Source organism: Streptomyces coacervatus, assembly GCF_029223485.1.
GTDB classification, from domain to species: domain Bacteria; phylum Actinomycetota; class Actinomycetes; order Streptomycetales; family Streptomycetaceae; genus Streptomyces; species Streptomyces coacervatus.
In genome coordinates, this window is sequence record NZ_JARHTP010000012.1 from 112565 (window position 1) to 127080 (window position 14516).

8 protein-coding genes are annotated in these 14516 nt (G+C 67.8%); 2 read left to right on the top strand and 6 right to left on the bottom strand.

The features are described 5' to 3' along the window. Both P2Q00_RS28450 and P2Q00_RS28455 read left to right on the top strand, forming a co-directional pair. On the top strand, positions 1-876 hold the full coding sequence (locus tag P2Q00_RS28450; RefSeq protein ID WP_275775806.1) for a geranyl diphosphate 2-C-methyltransferase: 876 nt from the start codon (positions 1-3) through the stop codon (positions 874-876). 436 nt (positions 877-1312) lie between these two features. Then, the gene (locus tag P2Q00_RS28455; protein WP_275775808.1) at positions 1313-2665 is read left to right on the top strand and encodes an NAD(P)/FAD-dependent oxidoreductase; all 1353 of its coding nucleotides are present in this window, start codon (positions 1313-1315) and stop codon (positions 2663-2665) included. 1082 nt (positions 2666-3747) lie between these two features. Here P2Q00_RS28455 and P2Q00_RS28460 read toward each other — a convergent pair. The 6 genes from P2Q00_RS28460 to P2Q00_RS28485 all read right to left on the bottom strand — a co-directional run bounded on the left by P2Q00_RS28460 (position 3748) and on the right by P2Q00_RS28485 (position 14504). Beyond that, the gene (locus tag P2Q00_RS28460) at positions 3748-5445 is read right to left on the bottom strand and encodes a hypothetical protein (protein ID WP_275775810.1); all 1698 of its coding nucleotides are present in this window, start codon (positions 5443-5445) and stop codon (positions 3748-3750) included. 178 nt (positions 5446-5623) lie between these two features. Beyond that, positions 5624-6730 (bottom strand): glycosyltransferase family 4 protein, encoded by a 1107-nt coding sequence (locus tag P2Q00_RS28465; protein ID WP_275775812.1) that lies wholly within the window; start codon positions 6728-6730, stop codon positions 5624-5626. Positions 6731-6933: 203 nt separating this feature from the next. Beyond that, on the bottom strand, positions 6934-8430 hold the full coding sequence (locus P2Q00_RS28470; protein WP_275775814.1) for an NHL repeat-containing protein: 1497 nt from the start codon (positions 8428-8430) through the stop codon (positions 6934-6936). An 897-nt stretch (positions 8431-9327) separates the two neighbouring features. Continuing rightward, positions 9328-10377, bottom strand: a complete 1050-nt coding sequence (locus tag P2Q00_RS28475; protein ID WP_275775815.1) for a PLAT/LH2 domain-containing protein — start codon at positions 10375-10377, stop codon at positions 9328-9330. A 669-nt stretch (positions 10378-11046) separates the two neighbouring features. After that, a complete protein-coding gene (locus P2Q00_RS28480) occupies positions 11047-11874 on the bottom strand; it encodes a hypothetical protein (protein WP_275775817.1) in 828 nt (275 codons plus the stop codon). 1376 nt (positions 11875-13250) lie between these two features. Then, positions 13251-14504, bottom strand: coding sequence for a glycosyltransferase family 4 protein (locus P2Q00_RS28485; RefSeq protein ID WP_338059353.1), 1254 nt, complete (start codon positions 14502-14504; stop codon positions 13251-13253). Between the last annotated feature and the right edge of the window lie 12 nt (positions 14505-14516).

Consider the following 14516-nt stretch of genomic DNA (forward strand, 5'->3'; position numbering starts at 1 on the left):
ATGTCCCGCATTTCGACGCAGATGGAGGACTTCGCCATGGGCGACGTCCTGCGCACCGACTACCAGAAGTCCGTGGCCGCGTACTGGAACGCCGAGAAGGACCCGGTCAACATCCGCCTCGGCGAGGTCGACGGCCTCTACCACCACCACTACGGTCTCGGCGAGTACGACCCCTCCGTCCTGGCCGGTCCGGCCGGGACCCGCGAGCAGCGCATCATCGAGGAGATGCACCGCCTGGAGACCGCCCAGGCCGAGGTTCTCCTCGACCACCTCGGCGACATCAAGCCCGGCGACCGCCTCCTAGACGCCGGCTCCGGCCGCGGCGGCACCAGCTTCATGGCCAACGCCCGCTACGGCTGCCACGTCGACGGCGTGAGCATCTCCGAGCAGCAGGTCGCCTTCGCGGGCGACCAGGCCGGCAAGCGCGGCGTGGCCGACAAGGTCCGCTTCCACTTCCGCAACATGCTCGACACCCGCCTGGACACCGGCTCGCGGCGCGCGATCTGGGCCAACGAGACCACCATGTACGTGGATCTCTTCGAGCTGTTCGCCGAGTTCTCCCGGCTGCTGGAGTACGGCGGCCGGTACGTGTGCATCACCGGCTGCTCCAACGACGTCACCGGCATGCGCTCCAAGGCCGTCAGCAGGATCGACGAGCACTACACCTGCAACATCCACCCCCGCAGCGAGTACTTCAAGGCCCTCGCGGCCAACAACCTCGTCCCCATCCAGGTCATCGACCTGACCCCGGACACCATCCCGTACTGGGAGCTGCGCGCGAAGTCCTCGGTGGCCACCGGCGTCGAGGACCCCTTCCTCACCGCCTACAAGGAGGGCAGCTTCCACTACCTCCTGATCGTCGCCGACCGCATCTGACCCATCGCGTTGCGGCCCGGGCATCGCCGATGGGGCCCGGGCCGCACCGCCGTTCAGTGCAGGAACTTCACCTGGGGAAAGCGTGTGGACGTCCCAGACCCGAGCTGTTCGGAGGGCATCAGCATCACCGGCCGCTCCAGGACCGCGTTCCCGCACCGGCCGCGGCACGGGGACGTCGGGGGCACATCCGGCCCGGACAACATCCGATACCCCGGCCAGACCGGCGGGCGGCGAGGGGCGCCCGGCATCCGGGTGCCAGAGCACAGGGGGTCGCCAGTCCGCGTGGAGATCGGACGCGCCTGCGCGTGGGCCGGGCTGCCGCGGCGTTGAGGCCCGGTGATCCCGCCGGTGACGGGTTGACCGGCCGTTTCGCAATGATCGGGGCAGGCGTTGATCCGCGTGATCCGCTCTGCCCCCGGCAAGCATGGGAGACGACATGAAGACGAACCGCCCTTGGGGCAAGGCCGTTGTCATCGGCGGGAGTTACGCGGGGCTGGTGACCGCACGGGTGCTGGCCGACTTCTTCGCTGAAGTCGTCCTCGTGGAGCGGGATGCCATGGACGAGGACACCGGTGCTCATCCGGGTGCGCCGCAGGGCTATCACGCGCACGCGATGCTGGCCAAGGGCGGCGAGATCCTGCAGCGGCTGTTTCCGGGGCTGCGGGAGGAGCTGCGGGAAGCCGGTGCGCCGGTGTTCGACTACGGGCAGGGGATCGACTTCCTGCTGCCGACCGGCCTGGCACCCCGGGGACGGACGGGGGTGCAGATCCAGTCGTTCACCCGTGACGAGCTGGAGCGCCGGCTGCGGCGCAAGGTGCTCGCGCTGGCCGGGGTCACGCTGATGGACGCCACGCAAGTCTCGGGCCTGACCTGGGACACCTCGGGGCGGGTGACCGTTGTGATGTGCCGGCAGCAGGGCGCGGAAGCGGTCGACCTGGCCGCCGATCTGGTCGTCGACGCCTCCGGGCGGTCCAGCTCGCTGGAGGACTGGCTGGGCGCGGCTGGCGTCACGGTCCCGGCGAAGCGGACGGTGAAGGCGAAGGTCACCTACACGTCGATGAACTTCGACCGGCCCGAGGAGGGCCACCCGAGCCACCCGGACTTCTACATCGCGTACCAGATGCTGTTCGCTCCCCGCGTGCCCCGGGCCGGGGTCCTGCTGGCCGTGGAGCGCAACCGGTGGACGTGCTCACTGTTCGGTTTCCAGGACCAGCCGCCGACCGACGACACGGGCTATCTGCGGTTCGCCGAGAGCCTGGACAACCCGCGCCTGGCCCAGCAGATCGGACGCCGCACGGTCCAGGAGCCCACCCATCGCTACACCAACGTCGACAACCAGTGGCGTCCCTATCACACCGTCAAGAACTGGCCGGACCGACTGATCGCTATTGGGGACGCGGTCTGCGTCTTCAACCCGGTCTACGGCCAGGGGCTGACGGTGGCCGCGATGGAGGCGGAGCTGCTGCACCGGATGCTGGCCCGCCGCAGCGCGTCCGGGAAGCAGCTGGACGGGCTGGCCAGCGGATACCGGAAGCGGGTGGGTCAGTTGCTGCTCGGCCCGTGGACGCTCTCCACCAATTCGGACCTGATGTGGAATCCGGACCGACAGCCCCTCGACGCGAGGTTCGCGCACTGGTACAACACCAGGCTCTTCCGTGTCGCGGTGAAGGACGCGGCCGTCTGGTCGAGGTTCGTGCGGGTGGTGAACATGGTGGCGTCCCCCGCCGTGCTGTTCCATCCCACCGTGGCCCTGAAGGTCCTGTCCACCGCGTTCACCCTGCGGGACTGACCTCTCAGAAACGCGACTCGGCGAGCAGGTCGCGAACGCGGCCGCGACGGTCATGCCGTGGCGGAGGCCCTTGGAGATGGTGAACTTCTCGCTCCAGTTCGCGGTGTTGGCCTTCAGCGTCATCTGGTGCTTGACGCTGAAGTCGGCCGTGCCCTCGACGACCGGGTCCCCGTCGACGATCTTGATCACGTCGACATGGACGGCCTCCCACTCGCACTCGCTGTACCGGTTGATCGTGATCTTGTTGATGGTGCAGGTCGCCGCGGCGGCCACACCGGCCGTTGCCGCACTGGCGTGGGCCTGCGGCGAGCCGACCGTGACCCGCAACTGCGCGCTGCCGGTCTGCTCCGCCACCGCCGACGGAGTGCCGGCCGTAGCCAGCACGCCTACCGCCACGGCCCCCGTAGTGAACAGCGTCCTCAACTTCAAGTGGTACCGCCGGTGTTGGTCGAAACGGCGAGGGCACAGGCGTCAACTCAGGCGTTCCCCCGCCGCGTTGACCTCATCCAAGCACTCCCCGCACACGGGCCGCACACCATTTTGATCACCCTTGGCCAGGAGCGAACGGAGTCGTACCGTCCTGGGAATATCCGGTGCTCAAGCAGAGAAGACACGACCGGTTCCGCTACGGCGAACGCCATCTCTGCACACCACCGCCGTCCTGGTCCCGCTCACCACAGGGCTGAAGCTCGGCAGTCCTGGCCCTCTTCGAGCAGAGCGGGGACGGACTGCGCGCCAAGCTGAAACGCCTGGTCAATCGCGGCATCCTCACCGAACCCGAACTCGGCCCGTTCGCCCCCACCAAGCCGACACGGGCTACCCCAGAGACCAACTCAAGCCGAAATCGGACGAAGCGTCACGGAATGCCCACTGGCAGGCGCATCTCTACGCAGTCTTGGCCTCGGTGACGGTCAGGGCGGGGTCGACGGAGGTCTCGGTCGAGGTGCAGCAGGCGTTGACGCCGCGGCAGGCATCGGCAGACTCCGCCCCCTCTGGAGAGGCGCTGGTGGCCGGCGGCCCTGAATCCGTCCTCACCGGACACGCGGGTTGCTTCCGTGGCAGTGGGCGGTTGTCGCGTGTACTCAGATGACTTCGATGGCAGTGGACGGCGAGATGCGGTCGCCGACCGTGAACTCGACGCTGGTGGGGCCCGAGGGTGTGTCGTCGGCCGCGCTCACGCAGACCCACATGACCGACCGTGATCCGTTCTCGGGAATTCCCAGGTCGACGTCGGAGAAGGTCAGTGTCTGGTCGTCGTCGGAGATGCTTCCCCTGTACACGGTGATGTTTCGGGCGGCGTCCCAGACGGTCAGCTGGTGATCGGGGTTGCCTTGCGTACCGAACCGCATGCGGGCATCGGTCGGCAGAACTGCGGTGACTGTTTGCAGCGGGATGGCTTGCGTTCCGTTGTTCCGCACCTCGACGCCCGGGTATACGGGCGCTCCTCCCCTCTCTGCGGTCGCCGGGGCGCCGCCGGGCGAGAGGGTGAAGCCCGGTGTGACGACGATCGTTGTGGAGGGGGAGGTCTTTCCTCCGACGGTGAAGGTCAGGCTGGTGGATCCGAGCGGGGCATCGTGGCCGGCGCTCACGGCGACCCACATCACCGTCGTCCCGGGCAGTTCCAGGTCCACGTTGGAGAAGACGAGCGATGTTCCGTCCTCTGACAGGCTTCCGATGTACTGCCTGGTTTCCTGGCGGGCGTTCTGGACGGTCAGCTGGTAGTCGGCGAGTGTCTGCGTGCCGAAGAGCAGACCGCGGTCGGCGGGCAGGGCGACCGTCACCGACACCGGGTCGAACGCCACGTTGGCTTCGACCCGTACTCCCGGGTACCCGACCCCTCCGCCCTGCCTCAGTTCCACGTCAGGCGGCCCGCCGGACGTCATCGTGAACTCCGCCCACTGCAGCACCACCTGGCCGCGGTTGTCCGCGTCGCCGACGGGAGACTGGTACAGGGGATCGTCTTTGCCGCCCGCTTGGGTGCCATTGCCGGCCAGGGTGCGTCCCCCGGTGACTCCAGGGCCGTTCACGAAACTGCTGCCACCAGCCCCGCCACTGTAGAAGGCGCTGGCCGAACCGCCGATACCGAGGCCGCCACCGCCGCCCGCGTAGCCGGCGCCCCCACCGCAGGAGCCGCCGTAGCCTCCACCTCCCCCTCCGCCCATGCCTGAGATCGGCACCTGGCCCCCGGGGCCCCCTTTGTCGGCGCCACCGTTCTGGCCGGTGTTGCCGCCGCGCCCCCCATAACTGGTGTTCGTGGAAATGGCCCCGCCGGCGCCGCCCGTTGAACCCGACGCTCCGCGCGCTGGCGGCCCGGTCCACCCGCCCCACGAGCCCGTCCGTGCGTCGGATCCGCTGATGCCGCCGCCTGCACCACCACGCGCATCAGCGTTATCCAGCGAGCACGCTCCACCTCCTCCGGCGATCAGAAGCGTCTGCCCCAGCCGCTGGCTGAACAGGCCACTCATACCGCCCCCGCCGAAGGGGCCTCCTCCCAGGTCGACAACGACCCGCAGTGTCTCCCCCGGCACGACGGCGATGTCGCCGGTGGCGAAACCGCCCCCGCCCCCATCGGTGGGTCCACTGCCCCCGCCGCCCCAGCAGCGGGCGTTGATGGTGGTGACCCCGGGGGGAACGGTGAAGTTCTCGACGCTGCCGGAATAGTTGAAGCGCCGGCTGTGGGTGTAAGGAGCGATGGGTGCGCTTGTGGACCGCGCAATGGCCGCACGGGGCTGGACCTCGCTGGCGGGTTCGAGGGTGGAGGCAATGGTTTCCTGGGTCATGGCGTGCCGTCCTTTCGTTGCAGATTGAGCGGATTCCCATGGTTCGCCGTGCGGGCAGACAGTTCCGCAAGGGAAATGCCCAGCGCGTGCCGGGAGTTCTTCCGGGGCTGCCGCCGTGGATTGCGATGTCGTTGCCTGGGGCGGCGAAGCCGTGGTCCGGCTCCGCCGCGCAGTGCCGTCAGGGACACGTGTGTCTTTCGGCTCCCGGGTCCGTGACGCCGCCCCCAGGGCTGCGGCCCATCTCGCTGGCATCGACGAGCGCGCCCATTGCGCGCCTGCGCGAGCCGTTCCGCGCCCTGGTCTTGCTCAGGGATTCAACGGCGTCGCACCAGATGTCGAGGTCGGGAGCTGCACTCAGTTCGATGGAGCGGGCCTTGGCCCGGCGGGAGGCCCGGGCCCAGTTGCCCGGGTCCCGCAACGATGTCAGGGCATGGATCCACGCGTTGAGGTCGTCGCGGTAGGCGAAGATCCCGGCTTCGCCCAGGGACTCGACGAGCCCGGGGGTGGGATGTGCGATGACCGGGATGCCCGAGGCGAACGCCTCCACCGCCACCCGTCCCCAGGACTCGTACAAGCTGGGCATGAGCATCACGCGCGCCCGGCTGTAGACGTGCTCGCGCATCTGCTGTCCGGGCACCGAGTCGACTACTTCACAGTTGGGCAGCCGTGGCGGTGGCATGATCTGCTGCCCGTAGGCGCCGCGGACACCGAGGAAATTCCATTCCGGCGTCCATGCGGCGATCTGCCAGAACACCTCGCCGCCCTTGTCGGAGTTGAGATTGACGAGGGTCGCGCAGCCGCCGGGCTCCGTGCGGTACTCCTCCGCGATCACCGGCGGACGGACCACGATGCTGTGCCTGGGCAGGAATTCCCGTGGGTAGCGGGCGTAGAAGATTTCGCCGTCCCGCCGGATCCACTCGCTGTTGTACACGACGAGATCAGCGCCCGCCGCGTTGTGAAAGCTCGTGGCGAAGTTGTCGTGGCAGATCACGGCCAGGGGAATCCGACGGTCCCGCGCGAGCCCCGCCACCAGGGGTACGTTCTCGAAGTGGGACAACAGCACATCCACCGTCTGGGCGCGGGCGGCGAAGTCCATGCCTTCCTGATAGGGGACGACCTGCACCCCGTCGATCTCGTAGCTCTTCTCGATCCTGCCGGGGTGCGACAGCCAGACCGTCACCCGGTGGCCACGCTCGGCCAGAGGGCGGAGCATCGAGTGCAACATCCACTCGGAGCCGGCGTTGTGGTCGGGCGGATACCCGTACACCCGGGCCGCGATGGACATGCTCCGCGACCTGGCCGGTGCGGCCAGAGCGGGCCTGTGTGGGCGAGACGCCACCGTGTCCACCTGTTGGTACTCCCTCCGGACGAAGACAAGACGACAGTAAGGCGGCGGACGCCCTCGCACAGCCCGCCGGCACGGGTCCGCAGGCCGCGGCCCCGCACCCTGTCTCTCGTGGTGGCCCTTCGGCGGGAAGGCCCCGACGGTCACCCCGCCTGCGGATCCACGACGCGGATGGCCGTGGAATCCGAGGATCGGTCGCCGATGCGGAACCTCAGCTGGATGTCTCCCAACCGGGCGTCGGCGGGGGCTTTCACCGCGACCCATGCCGCGGACACCGAATCCCTTCCCGACAGGGCCAGGTCGACGTTTTCGAAGGCGAGGCTCTGCCCGTCCGGCGACACAATCCCGTAGGAGTAGCGCGGGGTTCCCCCGGCGGGCTGCACGGTCAGCTGGTACCGGGGCTCGGCCACGAACTGCAGACCCACACCGCGAGGGAGATCCACGCGGACGCTCTGCGCAGGGATCGCGCCGTCCTCGTCAGCATGCACTTGCACACCCGGGTAACCGGTATTGCCGGCCCGTTCCAGCCTCACACCCGGCGGCCCGCCAGGCGCCACCGAGAACCGGACGGTGGCAGCGACACCGCTCACCTTCCGCACCCGATGGTTGTCGTAGTCGGCGATGTAGAGGTCGCCGCCGGAATCCACCACAACACCGAGGGGATGGTGGAGTCGGACATCGATGGCCGGCCCGCCGTCGCCGTTGAAGCCGTCGGTGCCGTTCCCGGCGACCGTGGTGATCTGCCGGCTCGTCGCGTCCACCCTGCGCACCCGATGGTTTCTGGAGTCGGCGATGAAGAAGCTGCCGCCCAAATCCACCGCGACACCGTACGGATACTTGAGTCGGGCGTTGACGGCGGGCTGGTTGTCGCCGTTGAAGCCCTCGGTGCCGTTCCCGGCGACCGTGGTGATCTGCCCGGTCCTCGCGTCCACCTTCCGCACCCGATGGTTGCGGTATTCGGCGATGTAGAGGTTGCCGCCGGAATCCACCGCGACACCAATGGGAGAGTTGAGTTGGGCGTTGACGGCCGGCTGGTTGTCACCGTTGAAGCCCGCGGTGCCGTTCCCGGCGACCGTGCTGATCTGCCGGGTCGTCGCGTCCACCCTCCGCACCCGATGGTTGCCGAGGTCGGCGATGTAGAGATTGCCGCCGGAATCCACCGCGACACCATGGAGAGAGTTGAGTTGGGCGTTGACGGCCGGCTGGTTGTCACCGTTGAAGCCCGCGGTGCCGTTCCCGGCGACCGTGGTGATCTGCCGGGTCGTCGCGTCCACCCTCCGCACCCGATGGTTTTCGGTGTCGGCGATGTAGAGATTGCCGCCGGAATCCACCGCGAGACCACGGGGATGGTTGAGTTGGGCATAGACGGCCGGCTGACTGTCGCCGTTGAAGCCGGCGGCGCCGTTCCCGGCGACCGTCGTGATCTGCCGGGTCCTCGCGTCCACCCTCCGCACCCGATGGTTGCCGTAGTCGGCGATGTAGAGGCTTCCGCCGGAATCCACCGTAACTTTCATGGGAAGGTTGAGTTGGGCACAGACGGCCGGCCCGTAATCGCTGCTAAATCCAGAAGTGCCGTTACCCGCGACCACGTAGATGGCGGGCTCACGCGCGTCGACACGCACGGTTTCAAGATCGGTCACAGCATTTCTCTTTTCTCTCGGCCAGGGGGATTTCTCCAGCGCAGCCCAGCGTCACGCGCCGCAGACAGCACGGCTGCGCGAGGGGCAAAATAAACGAAATAGGGGATGAAACCGCCGGGCACGGATATCCGGTTCACGCGACCGGATCACAACCAGCGTTACCTCAAAGAGCGGGCTATCGGCTGCGCTATGCCGCTTTTACGCATGCGCACACCTCCTATTGCCCGCCTTCACAGATGACTGCGAAAATGTTCGAATATGCAGTCTTTTATCGTGCTCGAAAAGACTGCCCGGTTCCAGGCTTCTACAAAAGGGGCATCTGTGCGCACGATCACCGATCCCGCCACAGGGATAGCCCGCCGAGCTCGCATCAGCTGACGTCACCTTTCACATGCAGACCGCGCGAGCTCCGCGTCACGCTCTCAGGCGCCCCACAGCACAGCCCCAGCCCCTCCGTGACGCCGGACACCCCAAGCCGAAGCGATTCACAATGGCCGGAAGCCGCTCGTACATGACAGACGCAGGACAGGGGTGCTGGCCCTGCCTTTGCTCTTGGTGATGACGAGCCGGGCGGTGATATCGCACAGACTCATCTCCTCCTGCTCGCGTGTGTGCCGGACCGCGGCGGGATACCGCGGGACACCCCGGATCACACGGGCCGTCCGCACGGCGGCTCTGGCCAACGGGCCGTCAACGGCGGGCTGTTGACACACCGCGTTCGAGGGGCGGCTCCGCCATTATCCGGTCCGCACCGGTGGTCGTGAGCAAGTGATCAACTCCCGCCTGTGGCCACGCCTGGCCGCGCCCGCAGTGCCGCTGATCAGGTGGCTGGTCTGGGCGCCTCGGCCCGGTCTCGCACGCGATGACGTACGCGATCGGGCCGGGCGACTGCTCAGGCTAGGCCCCCTGGCCTGGCGGCAGCATGCCCCCACTTGCGAGGAAAGCCTCACCGTCCGGGTTCGATTCGCCTTCTACTGCCCACTCGCCGGGGCCGAGGAAGAGGCTCACCTCGTTCACCGCCCAGTAGTAGCCGTCTTCTTTGTCGTCCATCGTTTTCGCGTCCTGGGTGAGCCACACCTTGGTGGAGTTCAGCAGCGGACAGTGCCAGATGGACTTCCCGTCCGGGCTGGTCACGTTGATCCACTTGAGCAGCCAGTCGTCGGTGCCGCTCGTCTTGAACTCGATGCGTTTGGGATCGCCGAAGTCTCCTGGTGCGGAGATCCGGTAGGTGTCGTCGAAGCCCCGCCGGAGGTCTCGCTCGCCCTTGAGATCCAGCAGCACCCAATCCGATTCGCGGTCGCCCCTGCGAAACCGCACGTGGATGTCATCGGTGGTGCCGGCCTCGTGCTCGTCCGCCGTCAGGATGCGGACCGCGTACACGACCGGCGTCGCCGCCTTCGCTGCCGCCGCCTTCTCCGCGGCCGCCACCTGCTCCGACTGCGTGTCCTTGCCGGCCATCTTGCCTCCGGACGCCACGAAGCCGAGGTCGGCGAGGCCGCCGAGCGGGCCCGAGGAGCCCTGGCCCTTACCGCTGTCCTTGTCGACTGAGCCGCCAGCCGTCTGGTAGCCGAGTCGGCGGAAGCGGTCGAGCAGCCCCGACGACGGTGGGTCGCCCAAGCGTGTCGAGGAGACGACGTCGTTCAGCCCTCTGCCCTTTTCGTTCCTGACTTCGCGCAGGTCGTAGGGGCCACCGGGCGGGATGTCCAGGCGTTCGCCGGTGCCGTTCCCGTGCTCGTAGAGTTGCAGTGTCCGGGTGGTTTTGTTCACCACACTGGTCACCGAGTCGTTCATGCTCCCGTCCCCGGCTTCGCCGAAGGATCCGACCGACTCATCGGCCACCAGAACCCTGCCGGCGACGGAGTTGTTGCAGTTCGGGTGGTCGTACAGCGCGTAGTGGCCGCGCGGGCACGCGTCGGAGCCCTTAGCGCGGATGATCTTCTTGGTCACAGGAAACCCCTTCGATCATGTGATCGATTAACTCTCGGTGGCTCCCACTATGGGTATACGCCCGCTGCCCGGCACCTGGACTGCGCCATCCGAGTGACGCCGAGCACCTTGGGCGACCAGCTGTGCGGCCACAGTTCAAATCAAGCAGGCCGGACCAACTTGCGCCCGCCGCAAGCGGCCGGCCCCGCTCAATGTTCTCTACGTTGTTCCGCGAGAAGCTCGCTACCCATACCGGGACGCATTTATCAAATCCAGGCCTGCATGACGACTGCGTGTACGGGGAAATCTTCACCACGCGAGAACAGCCGGACGGCCTCGCCCTGGTCTTCGGGGCTACCAGCTCCTGCGAGATCCCCCAGGAGCTGGTAGCACCTCGAAGGGACAACGGCCGCGACTGATCGTTTGACATCCAACCTGGTCGCCCCAGGCCAGGACACCGCAGCAGACTGACTTCACTACGTTGTCCGGGAGGCGGTGAGCCCTTCGTATGGCTCATCCACCCAGGGGCGTCGGGCGGGGCCGACTAACTTCTGCCGCCGCTACGGGGCACCGGCGGCCTGGTGCGTGACGGCCGCGCCTTCCCGCGCTTCGGCGTGCGACCGCTCATTGTGGTGGGTCCCGGGCGCGCGGGTCGCATTCGTGGTGGCCGACGGGATGCCGACGCGTTCTTCAGATGACGTTGATGGTCGTGGACGGCGATGTCCGGCCGCCGACGGAGAACTCCGGGCTGGTGGGACCCTGCGGGGCGTTCTCGGCGGCGCTCACACAGACCCACATGACCGACTGTGACCCGTCGTTGGGGATTTTCAGGTCGACGTCGGAGAAGGTCAGGGTCTGTCCGTCGTCGGAGATACTTCCCCTGTAGACGGTGATGTTTCCGCTGGCATCCATGACGGTCAGTTGGTGATCGGGGTTGCCCGGCACACCGAACCGCATGCCGGCGTCGGCCGGAAGGACCACGATGACCGTCTGCAGCGGGATGGCCTGCGATCCGCTGTTCCGCACCTCCACACCCGGGTACCTGGGCCCTCCTCCTCGCTCTGCGGTCACCGGGTCGCCGCCCGGCGACACGGAGAAGCCCGGTGTGACGACGATCGTTGTGGAGGGGGACGTCTTTCCTCCGACGGTGAAGGTCAGGCTCGTGGATCCGAGCGGGGCATTGTGGCCGGCGCTCACAGCGACCCACATCAGTGTTGTCCCGGGCAGCTTCAGGTCCACGTCCGAGAAGACCAGCGACGTTCCGTCCTCTGACAGGCTTCCCATGTACGGGGTCGTCTGCCCGTCGGCGGTCTGGACGGTCAGCTGGTAGTCGGCGAGTGTCTGCGTGCCGAAGAGCAGGTCGCAGTCGGGGGGCAGGGCTACCGTCACCGACACCGGGTCGAACGCCGCGTCGGCTTCGACCTGTACTCCCGGGTACCCGACCGGTCCGCCTTGCCTCAGCTCGACGTCCGGCGGCCCGCCGGGCGTCATCGTGAACTCCGACCACTGCAGTACCACCTGGCCGCTGTAGCCTGCGTCACCGACGGGAGAGTGGTACAGGGGATCGTCCTGACCACCTGCTCGGGTGCCATTGCCGGCCAGGGTACGTCCCCCGGTGACTCCAGGGCCGCTCACAAAGCTGCTGCCACCAGCCCCGCCGCTGGCAAAGGAGTCGACCGAGGAGCGGATAGAGAGGCCGCCACCGCCGCCCGCGTAGCCAGCGCCCCCACCCGTATTGCCGCCGTAGCCTGCGCCCCCGCCTCCACCCATGCCTGGGATCGGCACCTGGCCCCCAGAGGTTCCGTTCACGTTGGCGCCGCCGTTCTGGCCGGTGCTGCCGCCACGCCCCCCATAGCTGCTGGAATCGGAAATGGCCCCGCCAGCGCCGCCGGTTGAACCCGAAGCACCACGCGCCGGCGTCCCTGTCCACCGGACGCCGCCCGCCCGTGCGTCGGATCCGCTGGTGCCGCCGCCCGCACCACCACGCGCATCAGTTTCCGTCCAGCCCCCGCCACCTCCTCCGGCGATCAGAAGCGTTTGCCCCAGCCGCTGGCTGAACAAGCCACTCATACCGCCCCCGCCGTACCCTCCTCCTCCCAGGTCAACAACGACCCGCAGTGTCTCCCCGGGCACGACGGCGATGTCCCCGGTGGCGAAACCGCCCCCGCCCCCAACGCTGGCTCCAGTGCCCCCGCCACCCCAGCAGCGGGCGTTGATCGTGGTGACGCCGGGAGGAATGGTGAAGTTCTCGACGCTGCCGGAATGGTCGAAGCGCCGGACGTGGGTGTAGGGAGCGATGGGTGCGCTTGCGGCCCGCGCAATGGCCGCGCGGGGCTCGATGCTGCTGGCGGGTTCGGGGGCGAGGGCAGTGGTTTCCTGGGTCATGGTCATGGCGTACCGTCCTTTCGTTGCAGCTCGACAGCATTGGTTATGGTTCGCGCGTGTTTCGTAGCACCGTGTCCGACGCGGGTGCGGTTCGGCCCCCCGGGGCCGCAACGGCGCCGCGGCCCTTCTCGCTGGGATCGAGGAGCGTCCCGATTGCGCGCCTGCGGAAGCAGTGCCGAGGGCGCGTCTTTGCTTGGCGATTCGAGGGCGTTGCGCCAGATGTCGAGGTCGGGAGCTGCACTCAGGTCGATGAAACGGGCTTTGGCTCGGTGGGAGGCCCGAGCCCAGTTGTCCGGGTCTTGCAGGACGTCAGAGCGCGGATCCACGCGTTGAGGTCCTCCCGGTAGGCAAAGATGCCGACGTCGCCCAGGGACTCGAACGAGCCCGGGAGTGGGGTGCGCAATCACCGGGGTGCCCGAGGTAAGCGCCTCCGCCACCACGGTCCTCGGTCCCCGGCTGGGAAGTTTCGACTTCACTCCAGCTCCTCCGGCCGAGATCGAAGCGGTCGGTCACCTGTTCGCTCTGATCGTCGCTCGCCACGGGAGTCTTCTCCTGACGGGTTTTGGGGATGGGGTGGCCACCGTTGCCGGGGTGGACGGCGAGGTCGTGTTGGAAGACTGAGGGTGGGTGACGCTCGGGGGCACGTCGGCTCCTTGAAGTGGGCACCGGATGGGTGTGGGCGGCGCTTCGATGGTGATGGAGGTCCGTCGGCGCCCGTGGCGGAGCGATTCGATGGCGTCGCACCAGGTGTCGAGATCGCGGGTCGCGCTGAGTTCGGCGGAGCGTGCTTTGGCACGGTGGGAGGCTTTTTCCCAGTTGTCGGGGTCGCTCAGGGATCTGAGGGCGTGGGTCCAGGCGTTGAGGTCGTCGCGGTAGGCGAAGATTCCTGCTTCGCCGAGGGACTCGACCAGCCCGGGGGTGGGGTGGGCGATGACGGGGATGCCGGATGCGAAGGCCTCGACTGCGACGCGGCCCCAGGACTCATAGATGCTGGGCATGAGGATGACGCGCGAACGGGCGTAGACGTGAGTGCGCATCTGGTCTCCGGGCACTCCGTCGACGACTTCGCAGTTGGGCATCCGAATCGGCGGCGTGATCTGCTGGCCGTATGCGCCGCGGACGCCGAGGAAATTCCACTGCGGTGTCCACGCGGCGATCTGCCAGAAGATGTCGCCGCCCTTGTCGGGGTTGAGGTTGACCAGGGTTGCGCAGTCGCCGGGTTCAGTGCGGTACTCGTCCGCGATGACGGGAGGGCGGACGACGATGGTGCGCCTGGGGAGGAATTCCTTCGGGTAGTGGGCGTAGTAGATTTCGCCGTCCCGCCGGATCCATTCGCTGTTGTAGACGACGAGGTCGGCTCCCGCCGCGTCGTGGAAGCTGGTGTTGAAGTTGTCGTGGCACAGCACGACGACGGGGATCTTGCGTGCTCTGGCCAGTCCCGCGACCAGGGGAACGTTTTCGAAGTGGGAGAGGAGTACGTCCGCTTTTTGGGCCTCGGCGGCGAAGTCACCGCCCTCCTGGTAGGGGATGACGCGTACTCCGTCGAGGTCGTAGGTCTTCTCGATGCTTCCCGGGTGGGAGAGCCAGACCGTCACGTGGTGGCCGCGGGCGCTCAGGGGGCGGAGCATGGAGTGCAGCATCCATTCGGATCCTGCGTTGTGGGCGGGCGGGTACCCGTAGACCCGGGCCGCGATGGACATGCTGCGCGATGTGGTGAGTGGGGTCAGCGGGGGCCGGAGCGAGCGGGACGCTGCCGTGTCCACGTGGATGGACTC